At 69.7% G+C, this 22,397-nt stretch carries 21 protein-coding genes; 14 read left to right on the top strand and 7 right to left on the bottom strand.

What is annotated here, in order from left to right:
- The first annotated feature begins 188 nt into the window (after positions 1–188).
- Positions 189–779, top strand: a complete 591-nt coding sequence (locus ACIRP2_RS35790) for a DUF1707 domain-containing protein (protein ID WP_404257820.1) — start codon at positions 189–191, stop codon at positions 777–779.
- Between the two features lie 41 nt (positions 780–820).
- The gene (locus ACIRP2_RS35785; protein WP_404257818.1) at positions 821–1,216 is read left to right on the top strand and encodes a hypothetical protein; all 396 of its coding nucleotides are present in this window, start codon (positions 821–823) and stop codon (positions 1,214–1,216) included.
- A gap of 65 nt (positions 1,217–1,281) precedes the next feature.
- Here ACIRP2_RS35785 and ACIRP2_RS35780 read toward each other — a convergent pair whose 3' ends face one another.
- Positions 1,282–2,043, bottom strand: a complete 762-nt coding sequence (locus tag ACIRP2_RS35780) for a maleylpyruvate isomerase family mycothiol-dependent enzyme (protein WP_404257816.1) — start codon at positions 2,041–2,043, stop codon at positions 1,282–1,284.
- 64 nt (positions 2,044–2,107) lie between these two features.
- Between ACIRP2_RS35780 and ACIRP2_RS35775 the strand changes: the two genes are divergently transcribed.
- Positions 2,108–3,040: a MerR family transcriptional regulator gene (locus ACIRP2_RS35775; RefSeq protein ID WP_404257814.1), complete on the top strand. Its 933-nt coding sequence runs from the start codon at positions 2,108–2,110 to the stop codon at positions 3,038–3,040.
- Between the two features lie 313 nt (positions 3,041–3,353).
- Here the strand turns inward: ACIRP2_RS35775 and ACIRP2_RS35770 are convergent, their stop codons facing one another.
- Positions 3,354–4,373, bottom strand: a complete 1,020-nt coding sequence (locus ACIRP2_RS35770; protein WP_404257812.1) for a carbon-nitrogen hydrolase family protein — start codon at positions 4,371–4,373, stop codon at positions 3,354–3,356.
- A 456-nt stretch (positions 4,374–4,829) separates the two neighbouring features.
- The gene (locus ACIRP2_RS35765) at positions 4,830–5,234 is read right to left on the bottom strand and encodes a nuclear transport factor 2 family protein (RefSeq protein ID WP_404257810.1); all 405 of its coding nucleotides are present in this window, start codon (positions 5,232–5,234) and stop codon (positions 4,830–4,832) included.
- A 667-nt stretch (positions 5,235–5,901) separates the two neighbouring features.
- On the opposite strand from ACIRP2_RS35765, the gene ACIRP2_RS35760 reads away from it, so the two are divergent.
- Positions 5,902–6,678 (top strand): hypothetical protein, encoded by a 777-nt coding sequence (locus ACIRP2_RS35760; RefSeq protein WP_404257808.1) that lies wholly within the window; start codon positions 5,902–5,904, stop codon positions 6,676–6,678.
- Here the strand turns inward: ACIRP2_RS35760 and ACIRP2_RS35755 are convergent.
- Positions 6,632–7,633: an AraC family transcriptional regulator ligand-binding domain-containing protein gene (locus ACIRP2_RS35755; RefSeq protein WP_404257806.1), complete on the bottom strand. Its 1,002-nt coding sequence runs from the start codon at positions 7,631–7,633 to the stop codon at positions 6,632–6,634. The genes ACIRP2_RS35760 and ACIRP2_RS35755 overlap by 47 nt on opposite strands.
- 196 nt (positions 7,634–7,829) lie before the next feature.
- Here ACIRP2_RS35755 and ACIRP2_RS35750 point away from each other — a divergent pair, with 196 nt between their 5' ends.
- Both ACIRP2_RS35750 and ACIRP2_RS35745 read left to right on the top strand, forming a co-directional pair.
- Positions 7,830–8,645: an SDR family oxidoreductase gene (locus tag ACIRP2_RS35750; protein WP_404257804.1), complete on the top strand. Its 816-nt coding sequence runs from the start codon at positions 7,830–7,832 to the stop codon at positions 8,643–8,645.
- A gap of 132 nt (positions 8,646–8,777) precedes the next feature.
- Positions 8,778–9,452, top strand: a complete 675-nt coding sequence (locus tag ACIRP2_RS35745; protein ID WP_404257802.1) for an NAD(P)H-binding protein — start codon at positions 8,778–8,780, stop codon at positions 9,450–9,452.
- Positions 9,453–10,245: 793 nt separating this feature from the next.
- Here the strand turns inward: ACIRP2_RS35745 and ACIRP2_RS35740 are convergent.
- Both ACIRP2_RS35740 and ACIRP2_RS35735 read right to left on the bottom strand, forming a co-directional pair.
- The gene (locus ACIRP2_RS35740) at positions 10,246–10,674 is read right to left on the bottom strand and encodes a DUF4267 domain-containing protein (RefSeq protein WP_404257800.1); all 429 of its coding nucleotides are present in this window, start codon (positions 10,672–10,674) and stop codon (positions 10,246–10,248) included.
- Between the two features lie 321 nt (positions 10,675–10,995).
- Positions 10,996–11,442 carry an anthrone oxygenase family protein gene (locus ACIRP2_RS35735; protein ID WP_404257798.1) on the bottom strand — a complete coding sequence of 149 codons (447 nt, stop codon included), beginning with the start codon at positions 11,440–11,442 and terminating at the stop codon, positions 10,996–10,998.
- Positions 11,443–11,534: 92 nt separating this feature from the next.
- Here ACIRP2_RS35735 and ACIRP2_RS35730 point away from each other — a divergent pair, with 92 nt between their 5' ends.
- The 3 genes from ACIRP2_RS35730 to ACIRP2_RS35720 all read left to right on the top strand — a co-directional run bounded on the left by ACIRP2_RS35730 (position 11,535) and on the right by ACIRP2_RS35720 (position 14,431).
- Positions 11,535–12,113 carry a TetR/AcrR family transcriptional regulator gene (locus tag ACIRP2_RS35730; RefSeq protein WP_404257796.1) on the top strand — a complete coding sequence of 193 codons (579 nt, stop codon included), beginning with the start codon at positions 11,535–11,537 and terminating at the stop codon, positions 12,111–12,113.
- A gap of 533 nt (positions 12,114–12,646) precedes the next feature.
- Positions 12,647–13,387, top strand: coding sequence for an alpha/beta hydrolase (locus tag ACIRP2_RS35725; RefSeq protein ID WP_404257794.1), 741 nt, complete (start codon positions 12,647–12,649; stop codon positions 13,385–13,387).
- 498 nt (positions 13,388–13,885) lie between these two features.
- Complete coding sequence (locus tag ACIRP2_RS35720; protein ID WP_404257792.1) at positions 13,886–14,431, top strand: GNAT family N-acetyltransferase; 546 nt, start codon at positions 13,886–13,888, stop codon at positions 14,429–14,431.
- A gap of 76 nt (positions 14,432–14,507) precedes the next feature.
- Here ACIRP2_RS35720 and ACIRP2_RS35715 read toward each other — a convergent pair whose 3' ends face one another.
- Positions 14,508–14,783, bottom strand: a complete 276-nt coding sequence (locus tag ACIRP2_RS35715) for a hypothetical protein (protein WP_404257790.1) — start codon at positions 14,781–14,783, stop codon at positions 14,508–14,510.
- A gap of 791 nt (positions 14,784–15,574) precedes the next feature.
- Here ACIRP2_RS35715 and ACIRP2_RS35710 point away from each other — a divergent pair.
- The 5 genes from ACIRP2_RS35710 to ACIRP2_RS35690 all read left to right on the top strand — a co-directional run bounded on the left by ACIRP2_RS35710 (position 15,575) and on the right by ACIRP2_RS35690 (position 22,281).
- Positions 15,575–16,777 carry an FAD/NAD(P)-binding oxidoreductase gene (locus ACIRP2_RS35710; RefSeq protein WP_404257786.1) on the top strand — a complete coding sequence of 401 codons (1,203 nt, stop codon included), beginning with the start codon at positions 15,575–15,577 and terminating at the stop codon, positions 16,775–16,777.
- Between the two features lie 212 nt (positions 16,778–16,989).
- The gene (locus ACIRP2_RS35705) at positions 16,990–18,417 is read left to right on the top strand and encodes a rhodanese-like domain-containing protein (RefSeq protein ID WP_404257784.1); all 1,428 of its coding nucleotides are present in this window, start codon (positions 16,990–16,992) and stop codon (positions 18,415–18,417) included.
- On the top strand, positions 18,414–19,334 hold the full coding sequence (locus tag ACIRP2_RS35700; protein ID WP_404257782.1) for a sulfite exporter TauE/SafE family protein: 921 nt from the start codon (positions 18,414–18,416) through the stop codon (positions 19,332–19,334). Before ACIRP2_RS35705 ends, ACIRP2_RS35700 begins: the two co-directional genes overlap by 4 nt.
- A gap of 298 nt (positions 19,335–19,632) precedes the next feature.
- A complete protein-coding gene (locus ACIRP2_RS35695; protein WP_404257780.1) occupies positions 19,633–20,415 on the top strand; it encodes a GntR family transcriptional regulator in 783 nt (260 codons plus the stop codon).
- A 477-nt stretch (positions 20,416–20,892) separates the two neighbouring features.
- Complete coding sequence (locus ACIRP2_RS35690; RefSeq protein WP_404257778.1) at positions 20,893–22,281, top strand: MFS transporter; 1,389 nt, start codon at positions 20,893–20,895, stop codon at positions 22,279–22,281.
- Positions 22,282–22,397 lie beyond the last annotated feature (116 nt).

Here is a 22,397-nt window from a genome sequence, read left to right as displayed (position 1 = left end):
AGCCCGGTGGTCGGAACAGGTCGTGGTCGGTCCGGGCGTCGGACGATGCACCGGTATCCCTGAGATCGGTCGGGGTGATCCCCCATTTCCTCGATCAGAGGTTGTCGGTCCTCCGAGCCGGCCTGCAAACTGACCGCATGCCAGGCGATATCTCCAGAGCAGATGACTCCTCCGCACCTCGTCACCACGTGTCCGATCAGCGGGTGTCTCATCGAGACCGGGATCAGGCCGTGGAGATCCTTCAGGTCGCGGCGGGTGACGGCCGGCTTACCATCGCCGAGCTGGACGAGCGCGTGGAAGCAGCGCTTGCCGCACGTACCGCCTCCGACCTCTCGGCACTGACCGCTGATCTGCCGCTTGAAGGGATGCCGTCGCAGGCTCGCGAGGTGATCCGGATCGACCAGCGCTTCGGAGAGGGCAAGCGCACCGGTCGTTGGCTGGTTCCACGCCGGATGGAGATCCGGCTGATGTTCAGCGACCTGAGGCTCGACTTCACCGAGGCCGTGATCACCCACGACACCCTGCACATCGAGGTCGACCTGCGCATCGGCGGAAATCTGACGCTGGTGACCCCGCCGGGGATCGTGGTCGATGCCGACGACGTCACCTACAGCCGCGGCGACATCAAGCTCCGCCCGGTCACCGGCCAGGATGCGCCGGTACGACTGCGTGTGGTGCTGAGCGGCAGGTCGACCGGTGGCGACATCGTCGCTCGGCCGCCACGCCGCACACCGGGCCAGTGGCTTCGACGCAAGCCTCGAACAGGCCACGACCGCTGATCGTCCGACGGCCGGTCGACCGCCGCCGGCGAACAGTCGCCATGACGCACGCCCGCAGTGAAGGGCTCAGCGACTCCGGCCCGGCGGCGCGTCTCTCCCGGCCGGAGCCGGTCGACGGCTCGGGCCCGGAGAGACCTGTCGTTCTGCCGGCGTTGCTCTTCGCCGCGTCCGGCGTAGCGGCGGTCACCCGTGGCTGGGTGCTTCCCACGAATCGGCGAACGGCCCGCCGCCCCCGTGTCTACGGCTGGGGTCAGTCGACGGCTGCCTTCGCCCTGTGCTGGCAGATGGTCTTCCTGCTGGTGCTCAACGACCCCGGTACCCGCCGGTGGAAAACGCCGAGCGGCAGCGCGCTTCCGCTGATCGGCCTCGTCCCGATGGCGGTGAGCACGGTGAGCCACCGTGCGGGTGGTGGTCGACCGGGCAGGGGTACCCACTGAAGGGGGTTGTCGTCCGTCGCACGGCGGACGGCAGTTCGAGAACACAGCCTCACAGGGCAATGCCGCTAGAGCTCCGTGTGAGCCAGCCAGTGGTCCAGCAAGGCGCGGTCGCCCGTCACCGTCACCCGTTCGTCCTCCGGCGGGACGCGATGGGAGAACACCAGCATGAGGTCCACGACCGCCCCCGACACCACCACGTCGGCTTCGACCGGCCTGCGCTCCCATCGCAGTGCCTCAGGCGTCCTGGTGATCACCCAGCCCTCCATGGACGTCGGGCGGAACCCGATCCGCTCGCCCCGGCCGCGCAGCCCGGCGACCGTCGGCCTGGCCGTCTCGAAGCCCGGCGTGGACAACAGGTCCAGGTTCTCGCTGATCACGTCGGCGGCGAGGTCGTCGGCGATCTCGAACCCGGTGCCCGTCGCAAGCACCGCGTCGTAGTGGTGGACGCAGGTGTCGCTCAGCACCCTGCGCAGCCAGAAGGCGGTCGGCCGCGGCCCGAAGTACGTGTGCATCTCGACGTCCGCGCCGGTCTCCTGGATCGCGTGTATCAACTCCTCCGCGCCCTCACGCAGCCACCCGGCCCACCCGTCCGGGGCGCCCGGATCGGCCTGCGACGGGTCAGGGACGGGCAACTGCCGTCTTTCGCATACGAGTTCGGCCGCCCACCGGTGCTCCTGTCCGACGTGCCCGACGAGGGTGCGCAGTGGCCATTCCGGGCAGCTGGGCACCCTCGTGTCCGGGGCTCTTCCGGTGACCGCGCGTGCGAACCCTTCGGTCTGCTCCCTCAGTCCCTCCACGCACCGTGCGGTGTCCAGCGTCGGCGTCATCACGAAAGCTCCTCTCAAGGGGTGATGCCGGTACGGTAGAAACTCCAGTCCAGTGGAGATTCAAGTGCCTTTGCTCGATGAGACGTTCGGGATCGGCGACCTGGCGCGGCTGACCGGCGTGCCGGTGCGGACCATTCGCTTCTACTGCGACGAAGGCATCGTCGAATCGGTGCGCAGCACCGGCGGGCACCGCAGGTTCGACCGGGCGGCCGTGGAACGGCTCGACCTGGTCAGGCGGCTGCGCGGACTGGGGCTCAGGCTGAGCTCCATCAGACACGTGCTCGTCGGCGAACGCTCGGTGGCCGAGGTCGTCGCGGCCGAGCGGGCCGCGCTCGACGTGCAACTCGCGGACCTGGCCTGGCGGCGGGCCTCGTTGCGTGCGGTCGAGGAGGCCGGACCGGCCGACCGGGCCACCAGACTGGAGCTGTTGGCCGCAGTGGAGAGCGGAGGTGTCGCCCGCAACGCACTGATCGACTTCTGGAGACGCACGATGGTCGCCCCGGTGTCCGAGGCGATGCTCACGGCGTTCGTGAGCACGGCCGTGCCCGAGCCGCCCACGGACCCGACCCCGCAGCAAGTCGTGGCATTCGCCGAACTGTTCGCCCTGGTCGGCGATCGGGCACTGACACGCGGTCTGCTGGCCATGGCGCGGGCCAACGCCGAACTGATCGCCGACGAGGCCGAGCTGATGAACGGGATCAGCGAGGCGTGCGCGCTGGCCCGGCCCATGGTGCAGGCGGGCGAGCCTCCCCGCGCCGGCCCCGAACTCGACCGGTTCGTCGCGGCACACGCCTCGGTGCGCGGCGGCAGGGACACTCCGCAGTTCAGAGGCCGACTGCTGGACCACGTGGCCGCAGACCGCGACCCGCGGATGCGCCGCTACTGGCGGCTCGTGGCCGAGGCCGGCGGCGATCCGGCCGCACTCGGCACGTCCCACCTGTGGCTGACCGACTCCCTCGAACGCTCCGTGGGCCCGGACGGTGCTGCTGATGCGTGACCAGCAGACCGGGACGCTCCGGGATGATGTCGGAGGCCGGCGAACGTGCAGTCGTTGCCGGTCGGTTGCTCGACGACGGAACGAATCCGGGAGGGTTCCGTGGGCACGCCGGGCCTGCCGCCGGCGGTGACGCGTGACGGTCCGCAGGGCTCCGCCCTCCCGGAGGACGGACCCCTGTCCCAGGTGGCGGTGTGCCGGCCGGCCAGGCCGGGAAGAGGCCGAAATCGGCGCCGGACACGACGTGTGCCGGTCGCTGAAGCACTCCGGCCCTCCGGGGCGGAGCACCCCTGAAGGCCGATGTCCGCGCTCGGGCTCAGGCTGTTTCGGCCGCCGGGGCCGCGGTGCTGTCGCCCGGGGCGGCAGGCCATTCGCGGTGTCCTTCGTCGTGCCAGAGCGGGCGTCGGTCGACCCGTAGCCCGAGGATCTCCGGTCGCGCGTAATGGCCGCGGGAGTCGACCCAGACCTTGACGGCGTTGATGTCGGCAAGGTCGATCTCGGCGGTGACGAGCTTCTCCTCAAGGCCGGTGTGCGGGCCGGCCAGATACTGGTTGAAGGGGTGGATCACGGCCGACCAGCCACCGCCCGCAGTGATGTGCTTCTGCGGTCCGATGGTGTGCTCCATCCACTGCAGACACGTCTCGTCCACCGGGTTTCCGGCAGAGATGACGAACGCCTGGGCCGTGAGAGCGTGGGTCTTCATCATGGCGTCGATCTGAATGTCCGCGACCGTCTCGAAGCCGGTCATGGTGGACAGACCGGGCCAGGCCGCGGCGTGGATCTGCTGCCCCTGGGTGATCAGGGCCTGGCGGGCCAGGTTCATGGTGTGTTCCCAGCAGGCCAGACCGCCGATCCGGCCCAGCATGCTGTCGAAGACTCCCAGGGTGGCACCGCCGCCCTGAGCCCACACGATCCGTTCGGCGTAGGTGGGCTGGAGTTTGCGGTGAACTCCGAGAAGGGTGCCGTCGGGTTCGATGAAGACCTGGCTGTTGAAGCACGTGCGCGTTCCCGCGAGCCGTTCGCTGACACCGAGAACGGCGCCGACCCCGGCACGGTCGCAGGCGGCTTGGACCCGGGCGATCTGCGGACCGGGCACCTCGACGGACGACTCGGCGTAGGCAGCGTTGACACCCTGCTGGTCCAGCGGGGCGTAGGCCTCGATCCAGTACGGGTAACCGGGCACGAAGGTCTCGGGAAACACCAGCAGGTCGACACCTTCCCGGCCGGCCTGCTCGATGAAGCCGATGACCTTGCCGACGGTCGCCTCGGTGTCCATGAACACCGGGGCCGCGTGCACCGCCGCGACGGTTCGTTGCGTGGAAGTGGGAGATGGCATGTCGGAGTCCTCCTCGGAAGTGGAGCGCGCCCGCGGGAACAGGCCGTCGAGCGGTGTCCGGCGCGCACGGTCCGGATGCTGATGAATCGGTGGTCCGGTCACGGAGCAGCCTGCCATCGTTCACAGCGATGCGGGCCCACGCCGACGAATCGGACAAGTCACATCCGGGTCCGCCAACTCCACGAACATCAAACGGAGTTCGACCGCGTCTTCATCGGTCTCTTCGGACTCCCGACGACACTGCCGGCCACGGCCGCAAGCGCGCAGGACTCCGTCGCCCCGGGCGCCGGTGACTTCGTCGCTCTCCGGCCTCGCGCTCTCACGAAGCTGGGGTCCGGCGGTGAGCGAAAAGGCATCCGACGCCGCATGCTGGTCCACCCGGGATTACGGGACAGCCCCAAGGCTCGCCTCGATCGTTCGAATGAGGCCTGCTGTGCCGGTTCGCCGGCGCTGGGGTCACGTCCTGGCGATACTCCTGCCCGGCATCGGCTCCGCAAGCGCTGTCCGCCATTCAGGCGCACCGAAGGCGTCAGCGAAGTACTGCGTTTCGTGAACCACATGCCCGCGGGTGAATTCCATGATGCTCACCGAGTAGGTGGGCACGCCGTCGTACGTGATGACGCACTCACTCACCCACAGATCTCCGCTGCCGACAATACGGTGGACGCTGAAATGACGACTGGCCGGATGCCCGCCACGTTGTGCCGAAATCTTTGCGCGGCCCCGGAATCTTTCACCTGACTGGGGGTAGTCGAGGACAGCGTCCGCAGCATAGATGGCGTGCTCGGCTTCGGTATCCCCACGTTCCGATGCCCGCCAGTGTTCCTCAAGCGCGGCCCTGGTTCGGATATCGGGGTCCATCGCATTGTCCCTTCTGCATACGGTCGGAGCGACCCGGTGACCTCGGAACGCCTGATGGGCAATGGCGACAGCGTAAGAGCTGTCCCGTAATCCCTGGTGGACCAGCGCGCGGCGTCGGATTTCACGCCTTCACGAAATGGCCTGTCGGAGGGCTGATCAAAACGATGGAAAGTTCCTTCGACCTGTACCGAAAGGACTGGCCGAGGGGCCCGTCCGCCGGAGCACGTCCGCTGCCGGACCTCGCCGTAGCGACTGGACCGACGGCGGCGTATTCGGCCTTGGTACCGGTGGGCTCTCGTATTCAACTGTCGCCAGTTCTCGGCATGGACCAGCCTGGCGGTGACCGAGTGTGATCTGCAATGCGGGCGCCTTCCGACCGTGGATGGCGTCACGCATGGCGGCCAGTGCCTTCATCTCCATGGGTAAGCCCTTGCCGCTGTCGGGCTTCCCCCCTGTGGCTCGTTGATTGCATCATCGGACGAGCGGGTCGCCCGCGGGGCCCGAATCGGGTCCTGGTCGCCGCTCAAGCGCGGGCAGCCTTAGCTGACTGCCAGTCGGCCAGGGGGCCGACCAGCCTGCGTGACGGACTTTCCGACAGGCGGCCGTCGGAAACGACGGCGGCCACGAGAGTCGGCCCTCTGTTGTGTTCCAGAACCAAGGGGCCGACATGGACGAGACTTCGAAAGCGCATGACGAACTGGACCGGCTGGGTCGGTCCCTGCGCGGGCAACTGGTCGAGCTGATCGCCGATTTGACCATTCGTGCCCATCTCCGTCGGCTGTCCCTCGACGAGCCGAAGGCTGCCGACCGCGAGCCGCTGCGCTACCACTATTCGACGGTGCATCAAGGCGATCGTCCAACGACCGCCACCGCTGCCGAGACAGCCTCCCGTGCGGCCTTCCTCCTCCGCGCGGCCGGTTGGGACGTCACGGCGTCACAGGAGGATGACGACGGGATACTCTGGACAGTGGTCGTCGCTCGCCGGGATGGCAACGGCATCCGCATCCTCACGAGCGACAACACACCCGCCGTGGTGTTTCGCGGACAGACGCCGGCGCTGGCACTGTGCCCGCCGCAACCAGTCCAGCAGCCGGAGCTGGAGGCGGAGCGAACGCCGGACATCACACCTGGTTACGTCCTCTGTTACGAGTGCGACGGCCTCGGCCGGTGTCCCGGATGCGGTGGCCGCGGGTGGGCTCTCGGCCGGCCCCACCGGAAGAGCCGATGCAGGGAATGCGGCACAACGAAGGTCTGCCCCATCTGCCGGGGTGAGGGTCAGTTGAACGCCTCGACTGGACGGACATTCATTCCGCCGAGCGCAGGGTCGTCGCCCGACTCGGCCGACGTGCGACCGGCCTGCGAACACCGTCGCCCGGGGGTGAGCGTCAGCGCACCGGTCATGCGTGGGCGAGGTGGCCGCCTTCGCGTGCGGCTTCGGGGGTGAGTCCGGTCCAGCGGCGGAAGGCCCGGTAGAAGGAGTTGGTGTCGTCGTAGGCGAGGAGGTAGGCGACTTGGGAGGTGGGCAGGGACCGGTCCGCCAGGTAGCGGCGGGCAAGCTTTTCCCGGGTGTCGCCGAGGACGGCCTGATAGCTGGTGCCTTCCGCCTGGAGCTGTCGCTGGAGCGTGCGGGGGCTGAGCATGAGCTGGGCGGCGATGGCGTTGATGGAGCTCTCGCCGGCGGGCAGGCGCTCGTGGAGCGCGGCCCGCACCCGGTCGGCCGTGGTGGCGGACGCTTCGAGTTCGGACAGGCGGCGGCGCAGTTCCGGTGCGAAGAAGTTCCACATGGATTCGTCCTCGGTGAGGAACGGCAGCGAGGCGTCCTCTGCCGAGAGGGTGACCGTGTCGGCCTCACCTTCGCGGATGTGTGTGCCGAAGTAGGCGGCTATCGCGGGCGAGGGCTGCGGGGGGCGGCGCATGGTGACGTGGGTCGGGTTCACCTCGCGCCGCGTGCCGATGCGTGCCAGTGCGGCCCAGAACGCGAGTTCGGCGGCGACCAGCAGCGGGGGCGGCGTCGGCCCCTCGGGCCAGTGGAGCACGATGGTCAGCCCGGTGCGGTCGAAGGTGACACGGAGGTTCATCGGGCAGATGAGCGGCTTGAAGGCGGCGATGCGCTCAGCCGCGGTGTGCAGATTCGCGCTGCACAGCGCCGCGAAAATCGGCGGGTTGAACGCCTCGACGGACAGCGCGCGCCCGATCCTCACCGCCAGATCGGGATCCGCCGCCTCGGCGTCGAGCGCGTCCCAGAACCGGTAGTACTCCTCGGTCGTCAGTGTGACCGCGCCGTGGGCGAAGAGACCGGCCGGGAGGCGTGCGCGCCGCAGCACGCGCGCGGTGGAGACTTCGAGGTCGTGCAGGAGCGCACGGGTTCCCGGGTCCAGGGTGAACTGCTTCGGTGCCATGCCTTCAGGCTAGTTCCCCTCACGGAGGGGGGCGGATGCCGTGTGCGCCATTCGACACGCAGAAGACGCCACCTCCCGGTGGCGCGAATGGCAAGAAGAGAGGCGTCTTCCGCTAGTCCTTTGTCGTGGTTCCCCGCCTAGCGTGGACGTCACGAACCACCACGGCGGTGGGCGCGACGAAGGAACGGAGACGACCGTGACCAGGACCATTCTCATCACCGGCAGTTCGAGCGGTATCGGCAGGGCGACCGCGAAGCTCTTCCACGAGCAGGGATGGAACGTGATCGCCACGATGCGCAGTCCCGAGAAGGAGACCGAGCTCACCGCGCTGGAGAACGTGCTCGTCACCCGGCTCGACGTGCAGGACTCCGCCTCGATCACCTCGGCCGTCGGCGCCGGCCTGGAGCGGTTCGGCAGGATCGACGTGCTGCTCAACAACGCGGGATACGGCGCCTTCGGCCCGCTGGAGGCCGTGCCGATGGAGAAGGCCCGCCGGCAGTTCGACGTGAACGTCATGGGCCTGCTGGAGACGACCAAGGCCGTCCTGCCGCACTTGCGCGTGAGCGGCGGCGGCACCGTCATCAACATCTCCTCCATCGGAGGCAAGGTCACCTTCCCGCTCGGCACCCTCTACCACGGCACCAAGTTCGCCGTCGAAGGGCTGAGCGAGGCGCTCCACTACGAGCTCGCCACGATCGGCGTGAACGTCAAGCTCGTCGAGCCGGGCATCGTCGACACCGACTTCGCCGGCCGCTCGTTCGACTTCACCAACGACGATTCCCTCACCGAGTACCAGGAGTTCGTGAACACGTTCCTCACGGCGCAGGCGCAGCTCGCCGTCGGCGGCGACAAGCCCGAGGTCGTCGCCGAGACCGTCTACCGAGCGGCCACCGACGAAACCGACCGGCTGCGCTACCCTGCTGGCCCCTACGCCACCGAACTGCTCGCCCAGCGCGCCGCCACCGACGACGCCACCTTCATCGGCGGCATCAAGGCCCAGTTCGGCCTCTGACCGGCCGGCGCCGGGGGCCGCGGTCCCCGGCCCGCCGGAGGCCCGGCTCTCAAAGTCGGCCGCCCCTCGCCCTGCCCCGCCCTTTCCCGCGGGAACCCGCACCCCGAACACCCCTCACCATCAGGAGAACGCGTGCGCCTCATCATCTTCGGAGCCTCCGGAATGGTCGGGCACGGCGCCCTGCACGCCGCCCTGCGGGACGACACGGTCACCGAAGTCCTCGCCGTCGTCCGCACCCCCCTGGCAGCGGACCACCCCAAACTGCGGCAGATCGTCCACGCCGACTTCACCGACTACGCCGCCATCCAGGACCAGCTCACCGGCCTGGACGCCTGCTTCTACTGCCTCGGCGTCTCCGCCGCCGGCCGCAAGGAGGCCGAGTACACCCGCGTCACCCATGGCTACGCGCTGGCCGCCGCACGCGCCCTGATCGCCGCCTCCCCGGCCCTGACGTTCGTGTACGTCTCCGGCGAGGGCACCGACCCCACCGGCAGAAGCCGCCAGATGTGGGCCCGGGTGAAAGGGCGCACGGAGAACGACCTCCTGGCACTGCCCATGACCGCCCACATGTTCCGCCCCGGCTTCATCCAGCCGGTCGACGGCGCCGTCTCCCGCACCCCGCTCTACCGCAGGCTCTACCGCGCCACCGCGATCCTCCACCCACTGCTCAAACGCCTCTTCCCCCGGCACTTCACCACCACGGACGCCGTCGGCCGCGCCATGCTCACCGTAGTCCGGCAGGACGACAATGCTCCCGCCGTCCTGCACAGCCCCGACATCAACCGCCTCGCCACCACGAAGGAATAGCCCACCATTCCCGCCGACAAGGACGTGCGCCATCCGCTGCCCGGTACGGCTCTTTCTGGCCGGAGCCGGTCTCGGGACTGGTGGGCCGGCATGTTGAGGTGTCGCGTAGTCGCGAGTGGCCTGCTTCATCCATAACGCCGAGTGACATGCGAACTGGGGCCGACCCCCTATGAGATCCGGGCTCTCTGCTCCTGCGGGAGCGGCAGGGTACGGGCAGGGTGTCTTGCAGGACGTGCACCAACGCCGAACGAGCCGGAGCGAGGGCCCTTGCACGCTCCACCACCGCGGTCGCTCTCTCCGGATCGTCAGTGGTATCCGACGCCCACTCCTCCAGTGCGTTCCTGAAGTGGTCAGTGGCGGCAGAGCAGTTGAATCGGGCTGCTCATACTTCGTCCGGCCCGATCAGCGCGGTGATCCCCTGGTCCATACTCGACAGACTGCCCTTCCTGAGGTCGAGGGACACGAGGGAGAGGGACATCACCCTGTGTGGTTGCCGGGGGCGTATCGGCTTCAGGTGCCTCCGGCTCCGGTGACCAGCCGTGTAGCGGTCTTGTCGTGGTAGCCGAGGGCCTCCGGTTTCGGCCCTGCAGCGAGGGCAGGGGGCGCTCGACGTCGTCTGCGTCCCCCGGGCGAGGCTTCTTGAGGATTCGTCACGCCTTCGGGTGCTTTCACGAACGATTCTCAGAAGTGCCCCGAACCCACCTTTGAGCGAGGGCGAGTTCTGCGAACCGATCCTGCGTCTCGCGATCTCCGTGCGGCGCTTCTCGATCTCGCTCGGGCAAAGGACCGTTCATCAGAATGCGGGCTGCGGGGCGGGCGTTGCCGGAGCGGCCGCGACCTTGCGGGTCTCGCGCACCATCAGCAGGCCGTTGACCACCATCAGTGTCGCGGTCAGGCCGTGGATGCCGAGCGCAGTGGCCACGGAGCCGTGGTGGGCCAGCACGGTGGCCATGTCGCCGTACGCGGCGAGGGCCTCCACCAGCAGTACCCAGCCCAGCGCCCGGCGGTGGCCCGTCACCAGCAGGATGCCCAGGACCAGGGCCAGGACGACGTCGCGGATTCCCTTGATGATCAGGAAGCCGTCGCCGTCGCCGGAAGGCCAGCTCGGCAGGCCGAAGCCCGGCGCCGTCGTCTCCGGGCTCAGGATGAACTCCATCCCGAACCAGAGGATGAAGAGGATGAAGGCGGCGGCCAGGACGGTATTGATCTTCTTCAGCGACATTGTTCTTCTCCTTGCGAGTCTTCGCCGACTTGGTGAGCTTCGTGGAGCTTGCTGAGTCGTGCAGGGCCCGATCAGGCCACGCGGACGCGGCTGATCGAGGGGTGCAGCTCGCCGGAATCGCAGTTGTGGGACCTGAGCGGCAACTGCGTTCCCGGGTGCCCTTCGGTTGCCGACTGCCGCCCGGGGGGTGGGGGTTGTGCGCCACCGGCGTGGGGTCGGCCCACGGGGTCAGAGATCCGAAGCCCTGCCGGGCTCACCCCGGCGGGGCGAAAGCTGTCGGCATCCAGGGGCGAACCAGTGCATGTCTGGGCGACTTTGGTATCAGGTAAGGGCAGCGACCAGCAGGGTGAAGGCGCCGATGATGACGGCGACGCGGACGTAGTGCCAGCGGTCCCAGCGCTTCATCTGCTCCTTCCAGTTCTCGGGCCGGTTCTCGGGGGTCCACGTCTTGCCCCGGCTGTTGATCGGAACGAGCAGCAGGAGCGACATGATCACGCTGAGGATCAGCAGTCCGGCGGCGGTGACGACGAGTCCGGTGCTGTGGTGGCGCCCTCCGGCGATGGCCCAGACCGCGGCGAGGACGAGCGAGCCGATGTACCAGACCGGCATGACAGCGCCGAGCATCCGGCCACCGTGGCTTCGGCCGAGCTGACCGGCGTCGCCGGGGAGGGCGTCGAGGATGCGGTTGATGACGAAGGCGACGGAGAACTCCACCCCCACCATCAGGCCGACGACCACGGTGGTGACGACCTCAAGTGCGTTGAGCATGACGACCCCTCCAGATGTCTAGCGCTGCTAGCTTTCGAGGTAACGCTAGTACTGCCGCCGCTCTCTTGTCTAGCGATGCTAGAATTCGAGTCATGTCGGTACAGGAACGCAAGCAGCGCGAACGGGCGGAGCGCGAGCGCCTCATCGTGGCGACAGCCCGCGAACTCGCCGAGCAGCAGGGCTGGGACGCGGTCACCACCCGCCGGCTCGCCGAGCGCATCGAGTACAGCCAGCCCGTCCTCTACAGCCACTTCCGCGGCAAGCGGGAGATCATCGGCGCCGTCGCCCTGGAAGGCGCTGCCGAGCTGGCCGCGGCGGTGCGTGCCGCGACCTCCGCCGCGGACGGCCCGCGCGAGCGGGTCGCCGCACTCGCCCTCGCCTACCTCGACTTCGCCGCACGCAACCCGGCGGTCTACGACGCCTTGTTCCAGCTCGACGGCGGCCTGGCGTACGCGCAGGAGGACACGCCGGAGCCACTGAAGGACGCCTTCGCCGCGCTGCTGGAGAGCCTGGGCGAGGTCGCCGGGGAAGGCGTCCACCCGGCGCTGTTCACCGAGGTGTTCTGGGCGTCCCTGCACGGCCTTGCGACCTTGACCCGGGCAAGACGGCTGCTGCCGGAGGACGCCGCGCAGAGGGTGGAGCTGCTGGTGGACCGGCTCGCCGTGGTCTGACACACCGTCCCGCCGGCGTGAACGCAGCCGGGGCTCTCGGGCCCCGGCGCTGCCTGCCTGCGGCATCGCTTCCGGTCACTCGCGTCCACACAGTGCGGCCGCAGACGGTCACCCGCCCCGGGGAAGCTGCGATGCTCAGCTCCGGCGCCGACACCACAGAAGCTGAGCCAGAGCCGAGAACCGACAGCACCTATGAACGAGTGTGGAAGGCGTCGGCGGTGCGTCGTGTTCGATGTTGACGAGAAACGACAGCGCCAGTGCACCCCGCCGTCGCGGAGCCGCCACTCGGGAAGTCACGACGACACCCCTAGTAGCTCTGCGTAGTGTCTCCGTGGTACCCGGCCACGGAGGCTCCGCACAAACCGCTTGGCGGACGAGGGGCGACCACTGCTACATTTCCGAAGGCCGTGCGAGAGATCGAGGAGGTGGTACCCGTGAACGCAGTATCGACATGGGTGCTCCCCTCCGGGGTCACGGTCGGGCGATAGGTCGTCCGGGAGCGCCGTTCAAGAGCACTCCCGAAAGGCACGACCATGCAATTCACTTCTGAACAACGCCTCGACGACGGCGTCCTCGAACGCGAATTCACCCTCGGCGAGATCCCCGGCATCCTGTGGACACCCGCATCGGCATCCGCATCCGCACCGGTCCCGCTGATCCTGCTCGGCCACCCCCCGCTCGGGCTGCGCAAGATGTACCCCCGGCTGGTGGCCAGGGCCCGGCACTGCGCGGCGGAGGGCTTCGCAGCTGCCACCATCGAGCTCCCCGGGAGCGGCGACCGGCCCCGTTGGGCCGCCGTCGAGCAGGCTCGCGCCGACCTGCGTCGGGCGATGGAGGCCGGCGAGCCGGTCAGCGACGAGATCGTCGACGCCCTCATCCTCCCGCTGGTCGAAAAGGCGGTCCCGGAATGGCAGGCCGCCCTGGACGCCCTCCTTTCGCTGCCGGAGATCGGCGGCCCGGTCGGGTACTCGGGGGGAGTGATCTCCATCGGCATCCGGCTTTCCGTGGTCGAGCCGCGCATCGTGGCCGCCGGCTTCTTCGCCGGGAGTCTCGTGCCTCGCGCCATGTTCGAGGAGGCCCGGCAGGTCACCATTCCGCTCAATGTCCTGCTGCAGTGGGACGACGAAGGGAACGACCGGCAGGCGTCCCTGAACCTGTTCGACGCCTTCGGCTCCAAGGAGAAGTCCCTGCACGCCAACATGGGCGGGCACACCGGCGTCCCGCAGTTCGCGGGGGAGGCCGCGGCCCAGTTCTTCACCCGACATCTGAAGTGAGACCGCGCCGTCGGACCGGCAGCAGACGGTAGCTGACGTCAGCCGGCATGCCACTCATCGAGGACAGGTCCCGGCCCTCCACAGCTCTCCGCACCGTGGGCCCCTGCTGAATTCTCGGCAGGGGCCCGTGCTGCCTGAAGTCATGAACTGTTCGATTTCTGCAGGGCTTCGAGTGGTACCCAACTCGTTCACAGGTGCTGTCGGGATCTCGGTTCTGGCACACATTCCGTGAGCGATCTTGAGTAGGTCCTCACCGGGCCCCGGTGACACGCGGTCCGCGCAGCTCACATGACGCGCGCGCCTCCTGCCGACGGGAGCCAGCAAGATCTTTCACGGAATGTGTGCCAGAACCCGTGTCTCGTGAACAAGGCCACGGGAAGGAGACACCAGCAGACGGCGATCCAGTGGCTTGGCTCGCATCGTTGGCCAGGCATCGGCCCCCGCCGGCCGCGATGGCGTGGCGGGCCGGGACAGCGCCGGGCGGCGAGAGGGGGCGACATGGCAAGGATGGATTTGCGGTTCGCCGCTTGCCTTCCCCACCCGGCCGAGCGCCACGCTCCGGTGACCGCGGTGGTGGCGGAGGCAACCGGGGATGACGTGCCGGTGCCGGCCTTGTTGCAGGCCCGGGTGCGCGGTGGTTCGGCGGGCGAATGGGCAGCCCGCATCCATCGGACGCTTTGTAGTGAGCGCAGCCTGGTGATCACCGCGAAGGTATCCGGTGAAGCTGTCGGGTACGCGAATGCGTCGTTTCTGCCCGAGCACGCTGAGGACGGTGCCCCGGCTGGCTACTACCTGACCGGTGTCACGGTGGATCCTGACTGGCGTCGTCGTGGCATGGCGAGGCTGCTGACCCGGCGGCGCATGGATTGGATCTGGGAACGGGATTCGGCAGTGTGGTGCTTCATCTCCGCCAAGAACCGCGCCTCGCTCGACCTGCACCGGGAACTCGGATTCGACCAGGTGGCGGTCGGTGCCTCCTTCCAGGGCATTGAGTTCGCCGGTGGTGAGGGGTGGCCATTGCGAGCAGACCCACCGCAACTGTGACGGGCCGGATGCTGGACCCCGGACGGCACTCGAACCCGCCAGGGCCGTTGGCCCAACGGCGGCAGTTGGCGGCTCGTCATGCGACGTTGACTGGGTATTCCGTCCACTGACGGATGGGTGGGGGCGAAGTTCGTCTTCGGCTGAGCGCGGGTGTCGCGCCAACGAATGTAGGCGGCGATGGGGTGTTCTGCTCGTCGTGGGTGCGGTGGTCGGTGCCGTTGAGCGCGAAGTAGCGCAGGGCGGTGAATTCCGACTCGATCCAGTTCAGCCAGGAGCCGTAAGTGAGCAGGCAGACCAGTTCGACGTAGGTCGCCGACTCGCGCGAAGTCGGCTCCGCTCCCGGCGCGTTCAACTCGTTCAGCAGCCGGTCGTCCCCTTCAACGAACTCGACCTGCGCTGGGCAAGCTCGGCAGTACGTTCTGTATCGCGGTCCTGCGCCTCGTTCTGTTCGGCAGAGCCCTCAGCGCCGGATTCGGCCACCGGGCCGACCGCACGCGTACCGGACGGCGGGTGCGGTGTTGCCCGTGCTGCCGTCCTGGATCGCAAGGTACGAGTACCTCACCCTGCTCATCAGCACCTCCCGTGCCCCCGTGATGGGCGTCAGCCTGCGAAACCGCCGGCGCAGCCGGTCTGCGCTGGGTTGTCGGCGTTCTTGGACATCGTGGCGGGCAGTCGGCACGAAGAGTTGGCGACGAGCGCACAAGAAGTTCGCATGCGGCGCAGAGGCCGTTCCGGGACAGCCTCGTTTCAAAATGGCCAGGGTGTCATTCCGTAGGATCTCCGGAAAACTCGGCTGAACTCCGAAAGGCTCATGGAGCCCCGCTTCGCGGTTGTCGCACACGGTGGCGCGTCCCGTACGTGACCGGGTCGCCGCGCCGGCGTCTCCGTCGCCAGGACCGGGACTGCCCCGGACCTCACCGCCGAATCCCCCTTCCGCCTCCCGGCCCGCACCGGGGCTCGGCGGCCCGAGAGGCGCGCCGCCGTACCCGCCGATCGCTTCCGGCCGCGCGCGAGACGCATGCAGGCTCAGTCGCAACGCAGCCATAAATGTACGTACAACTGATGTGATGCTCCCCCGAATGCCTTGCGCATCAGAGCCACGCCACCTAGCTTGAATGTACGTACATTTACGGAGGGGTTCCCTTGGTGACCAAGCAGCACCACCGGACCGTGATCATCGGCGGCGGGACCGCGGGTATCTCGGTCGCGGCACGGCTCCGCCGTGCCGGTGAACAGGACATCGCCGTTCTCGACCCGAGCCTTCACCACCACTACCAGCCGTTGTGGACGCTGGTCGGCGGCGGACGGGCGCCCCTGAAGGAGAGCGTTCGCCCGCAGAAGTCCGTCATGCCCAAGGGCGTGCGGTGGATCCGCCGCGCCGGGGCCGCCGTCGACCCGGCACGCCAGGAGGTGACGCTGGACGACGGCCGTACCGTCTCCTACGACCACCTCGTGGTCTGTCCCGGCATCCAGCTGGACTGGGACCGGGTGCCGGGCCTGGAGGCCGGGCTCGGCAAGGACGGTCTGTCCAGCAACTACCTGCCGCATACAGCCCCGGCGACCTGGCGCTTCATCCGCAGGATGCGCTCGGGCAGCGCGGTGTTCAGCATGCCGACGGGCGCCATCAAGTGCGGCGGAGCCCCTCAGAAGATCGCCTATCTCGCCGCCGACCACTGGCGTCGGCAGGGCGTCCTCGACAAGATCGACGTCCACCTCGTGATACCCGGTGCCGCCATCTTCGGCGTTCCGGAGTTCGCGCGTGTGCTCGACGGCGTCGTCCGCCGGTACGGCATCAACGTCCACTACGGCAGCGAGGTCAGCGAGGTGCGGCCCGAGACCCGCGAGGTGGTCGTCACCGACCTGGGCACCGGGGGCACGACGGCCCTGCCGTACGACATGGCCCACCTCGTTCCGCCGCAGAGCGCCCCGGACTGGATCAAACGCAGCCCGCTCGCCGGCGCCGACGACCCGGCCGGCTACGTCGAGATCGACAAGCACACCATGCGGCACGTCCGGTACCCCAACGTCTGGGCCCTCGGCGACGCCGGATCGTCTCCGAACTCCAAGACCGGCGCGGCCGTGCGCAAGCAGGCGCCCGTGGTCGTCGAGAACCTCCTCGCCACGATGAACGGCCGGGAACCCACGGCCGCCTACGACGGCTACTCCTCATGCCCGTTGACCACGGCCCGCAACAAGATGTTGCTCGCCGAGTTCGACTACAGCGGGCGGCCCACCCCGTCGATCCCGTTGATCGACACCATGCGCGAACGCACCGACATGTGGTACCTGAAGCGGCGCGGCCTGCCCTTCCTCTACTGGAACCTCATGCTCCGCGGGCTCGCCTGACCCGAAGGCCCGAACGGTTCCACCGCCGCGCCGGCCGGGAGCCCGGCGGGTCGCGCCCGTGGTCCCGGCCCCGGCGAACGCCTCTGCCTCGTTCCCGCCCGGCTTGCCGTCGCCGTGCTCGCACCCATGACGCACGGCCCCACCGACAGACCGACCGCGCCCCCGGTCCCGATGCCCCGGCGCGCAACCACCGATCACCTCAGGAGCCCCACATGGCGAACAACACCGGACCGCTGGTCTTCGTGCAGTTCTACCTCGACTGCCTCTCCCACGCCTCGTATCTCGTCGGCGACCGCACCACCGGCCGGGCCGTCGTGGTGGACCCCCAGCGCGACGTCAACGACTATCTCTCCACCGCCGCGCGTCACGGCCTGACCATCGAGCGGGTGATCGAGACCCACATCCACGCGGACTTCCTCTCCGGTCACCTGGAGCTGGCCGAGCGCACCGGTGCCCGCATCTCCTACGGCTCCGTCGGCGCACTCGACTTCGACACCGACCCCCTGGACGACGGCGAGCACCTCAGCCTCGGCGACGTCGACCTGGAGATCCTGCACACCCCGGGCCACACCCCCGAGTCGATCTGCGTCGTCGTACGCGAACACGTCGGCGACGCGGTCCCCCACGGTGTCCTCACCGGCGACACACTCTTCATCGGCGACGTCGGCCGCCCCGACCTGCTCAGCGCCCGCGGCCGGTCCGCCGAGGACATGGCCCGCGCCCTGTACCACTCCACCCGCGAGCGCCTGCTCACCCTTCCCGACGACACGCGCGTCTACCCGGCGCACGGAGCCGGCTCGGCCTGCGGCAAAAACCTCTCGACCGAGCTGAGCTGCACGATCGGCAACCAGCGCCGCGGCAACTACGCCCTGGCCGACATGACCGAGGACGAGTTCGTCTCCGTCGTGGCCGAAGGCCAGCCCGCCGCACCCGCCTACTTCGCGTTCACCTCCGTGCGCAATCGCCAGGCCCGACCGGTCCTCGAAGAGGACGCTCCCGCTCCCGCCCTCACCCCGGACGCCTTCCTCGACGCCCGGGCGAGTGGCGCCATCGTTCTGGACACGCGGGACCCGGAGTCGTTCGCCTCCGCCCACCTGCCCGGCGCGGTCAACGTCCCGCTCGGCGGCCGCTTCGCCGAGCTCGTCGGCGAGGTGCTCGACGCCCGGGACAGCATCATCCTGTGCGGGGACCCGGCGACCGCGCGCGAGGCCCGCAACCGTCTCGCCCGCATCGGCTTCGACCGCGTCCTCGGCGCCCTGACCACCGCGGTCGACGCCGTCGGCGCCGAATACCTGACCGCCGCCGCGCGCGTGGAGGCCGCCGCCCTCGCCGACCGGCTCGCCGAGAACCCGGAGGGCTTCGACCTGCTGGACGTGCGCGGCCAGGGCGAGGTGCGCGACAACGGCACCATCCCCGGCGCCCGCATCATCCCGCTGCCCGAACTGGTCGCCCGCCTGAACGAACTGCCGACCGATCGGCCGCTGACCGTGTTCTGCGCGAGCGGCAACCGCTCGTCGGTGGCCGCCTCCGTGCTGCGCGCCCGCGGTTTCGACACCGCCGACCTGCGCGGCGGCTTCTCCGCATGGCACGGTGAGGTCGCGCACTCCGCCGGCACGACCCCGGGCGGCGTCCCGGCGTGAGCGTCCTGATCCTCGCCCTGCTCTGCGGAGCCGTGGTCGGCCTTGCCCTCGGCGCGCTCGGCGGTGGCGGGGGCGTGCTCGCGGTCCCGGCCCTGGTGTACCTCCTGGACGTCGCACCCGCCGACGCCGGAACCACCAGCCTCGTCATCATCACCGCGACCTCCGCCACCGCCCTCGCCCGCCACGTCGGCACCGGCAGCATCCGCTGGCGGACCGGCACGCTGTTCGCCGCGGCCGGCGTGGTACCCGCCATCGGGGCGTCCGTCCTGGCGCACCGCATCCCGCAGGCCGTGCTGACCGCCGGGTTCGCCGTCCTGGCCGCCGTCGCCGCGGGGGCCATGCTGCGCGCCACCCGCACGGCGCACCGCCCCCGCCGGGACACCGTCTCCGCCACAGTCGCGAAGACCGCCGTCCCCGGGGTGGCCGCGGGAGCCGTCGCAACCGGCTCCGACGGCGCTCCTGAGGCGGCCGCGGACGGCGGGGGCGGCGGGGTCCGCCCCCTCGCGAAAGACGCGGGCGCCGCCGCCCCCGGGGAACCCGTCGGCAGGGACGGGCACCTGCGCACCGCCGCGGCCGGAGCCGGCCTGGGCGCGACGACCGGCCTGTTGGGAGTCGGCGGCGGCTTCCTCGCCGTACCCGCCCTCGTGTCCGTGCTGCGCCTGCCGATGCGCATGGCCGTGGGCACCAGCCTCGTGGTCATACTCATCAACTCGGTCGTGTCCCTCGCCACCCGCCTCGCGACCGGGGGCGTGTCCCTCGACCCCTCGGTCTTCGGCCCGTTCGTGGGCGCCGCGATCCTCGGTGCCTGGGACGGCAAGCGCCTGGCGTCCAAGCTGTCCGGCACCGCCCTGCAGCGGGCCTTCGCCGCCCTGCTGCTCGCGATGGCCGCGTTCATGCTGATCGACGTCCTTCTCTGACAGTTCGACGCGGCGAGGCGCGGCACCGGGCGTACGGGTCGGCAGGATCCGGACGAGAGGCCCTGGCCGGCGTGACCGGCAAGGCGGCGAATTGCCTACCGCTGCCCCGGCGTGGCGGAGACGGATGCCAGGGCATGGGCGCCGATCGCGTCGGGCCGCCGAATCCTGCGGTCCAGGGCCGGCGCACCCTCGGCCGAGGCGTCGGCGGGCCCAGGTTTGCACTGTCTCCCCCTCATGTACGAGCATTCACCCCGTGGCCGCACCACCCCTCCGACCCCCGACTCCCAGGAAGGCGCCGGTGACCTCCCAGCCCGGCCCCCGTCCCGTCTCCCGATCCGCGGGCAAGCCGCTGTGGGCACAGTTGCGCGCCGACCTGCTGCGGCGTCTCGAGGACGGCGAGTTCCGCGACGTCTTTCCCGGCGAGCACGACCTCGTCGCGGAGTACCGGGTCAGCAGACACACGGTCCGCGAGGCCCTGCGACAGCTGCGTGCGGAGGGCCTCGTCAGCGCCCAGCGCGGCAAGGTCTCCCGGTTCACCGCCGACCGTCCCCTGGAGCAGAAGGTCGGTGAGGCATACAGCCTCTTCCGGTCCGTCGAGGAGGTCGGCGCCGTCCAGCGCAGCGTCATACGTGTGCTCGACCAGCGCGCCGACGGTGTCATCGCCGCCCGTCTGGGGCTTGAGGAATCCACACCGCTCATCTACCTCGAACGTCTCCGGCTCGCCGACGAGAAGCCTCTCGCCGTCGACCGCGTCTGGCTTCCCGCGGACGTCGCCGGCCCGCTCCTGGACGTCGACTTCACCCGCACCTCGCTCTACGACGAGCTCGAACGCCACTGTGGCACCCGCATCAGCGGTGGCTGGGAACGCATCCGGGCCGTCGTGCCCGGCCGGGGAGAGCGCATCCTGCTCGACTGTCCCGAGTCCACCGCGCTGTTCGCGATCGACCGGCTCGGTCACGACGCCGACCGGCGTTCGGTCGAGTGGCGGCAGACGCTCGTCCGGGCCGATCGCTTCGCTGTGGCCGCCGCGTTCTCCGCCGACGACGGCTACCGTCTGGGCGCTCCGGTCCGTACCCCCTGACCCGGATCGCATCCTTCGGGCGACGGGCGTTCCGGCGCACCGGCCGTGGTCGGTGCTGTCACGGTGGTTGCCGTGGAGCAGGCGTGTGACGCCGTCGCGGGCAAGGACGCCCTTGCGCGGGACGGCGTCGCATCCGCTCCGGGGCTGCGGGACCGTTTCGACTTCTGCGACCGGGGGCGGGAACCGGATTCGATCCGTGCCCGCGGTCGTCGACGTCCGACATGCGGTTCTGGTCGGCACCGGACCGGCGCACGAGTCGGCACCGGGGCACTGAACCACGGCGAACAACGCAACTCGGACAGACGCCCGCCGGCCTGCACCACGGCCCTCGAAGCAGTCTCGACATGCCTGTCATGGTGGCCCCGCGCACACCCGGACCACGAACTATGGTGTCCCGCCACATGTGCCTCTGACCTGCCCATTCCTACGGTGTGGCGACACGAATCCGTCCCCGTCAACTGTCCGGAAGTGGTGTTCATGGCTGCCTCGGCATCCGCCCCGCCGACCACCCGCTCGCTCAAGCGCATCGTCGCCGCAAGTCTCATCGGGACCACCATCGAGTGGTACGACTTCTTCCTGTACGGGTCAGCCGCCGCGCTGGTCTTCAACAAGCTGTTCTTCCCCGAGTCCGACCCGCTCGTCGGCACGCTCCTCTCGTTCCTGACCTACGCGGTCGGCTTCGCCGCCCGACCGCTCGGCGCCCTGGTGTTCGGGCACTACGGCGACCGGCTCGGCCGGAAGAAGCTGCTGGTGCTCAGTCTGTTGATGATGGGCGGAGCGACGTTCGCCATCGGGCTGTTGCCGACGCATGCCACGGTCGGGGCCGCTGCCCCCGTGCTCCTCACCGTCCTGCGCCTGGTGCAGGGCTTCGCCCTCGGTGGGGAATGGGGTGGGGCCGTGCTGCTGGTGTCGGAGCACGGGGACCCCGAGCGGCGCGGGTTCTGGGCCTCCTGGCCGCAGACCGGGGCTCCGGCCGGGCAGTTGCTCGCCACCGGGGTGCTCTCCGCTCTCACCGCGCTGCTGTCGGACTCGGCCTTCGGGGCATGGGGATGGCGCATCCCCTTCCTGCTCTCCGGGGTGCTGGTGGTCCTCGGCCTGTGGATTCGTCTCTCCGTCGACGAATCCCCGGTGTTCAAGGCCGCGCTGGCGCAGGCCGAGGAGCGCAGGTCCGCCGCCGACACGACGGAGAAGATGCCGCTCGTCGCCGTACTGCGGCACCACTGGCGCGATGTGCTGATCGCCATGGGGGCCCGGATGGCGGAGAACATCAGCTACTACGTCATCACGGCGTTCATCCTCGTCTACGCGACCACGGCGGCGGATCTGGGCAAGCAGACGGCGCTCAACGCGGTGCTCATCGCCTCGGCCATCCACTTCGCGGTCATTCCGGCGTGGGGCGCGCTGTCGGACCGGATCGGGCGCAAGCCCGTCTATCTGATCGGCGCCATCGGCGTGGGGCTGTGGATGTTCCCGTTCTTCGCGCTGATCGACACCCGGAGCTTCGGGAGTCTGCTGCTCGCCGTCACTGTCGGGCTCATCTTCCACGGCGCCATGTACGCGCCTCAGGCGGCCTTCTTCTCGGAGATGTTCGCCACCCGGATGCGCTACTCGGGCGCGTCGATCGGGGCGCAGTTCTCGTCGGTCGCGGCCGGTGCCCCCGCGCCGCTCATCGCCACCGCTCTGCTCGCGGACTTCGACAGCTCGACGCCCATCGCGCTGTACGTCATAGCCGCGGCGCTCATCACCGTGCTGGCGATCGGTTGTGCCAAGGAGACCAGGAACCGGGATCTCACGGACATCGAGGGGGCTGCTGCCCCGGAGCCGGACGCGCCCGCGGCGCTGCCGGCCGACGCCCGAGGCGTCTGAGCCGTGGGGGGGGGCGGGGGGGGGGGGCGGGGCCCCCCCCCCGCCCCCCCCCCCCCCCCCCGCGGGGGGGGGGGGCCCCCCGGGGGGCGGGGGGGGCGGCGCGGGGTTGGGGAAGA

This window comes from Streptomyces sp. NPDC101194 (genome assembly GCF_044767885.1).
GTDB lineage: Bacteria > Actinomycetota > Actinomycetes > Streptomycetales > Streptomycetaceae > Streptomyces.
Note: the sequence above shows the minus strand (reverse complement) of the source record. Positions and strands in the feature narration are given on the sequence as shown.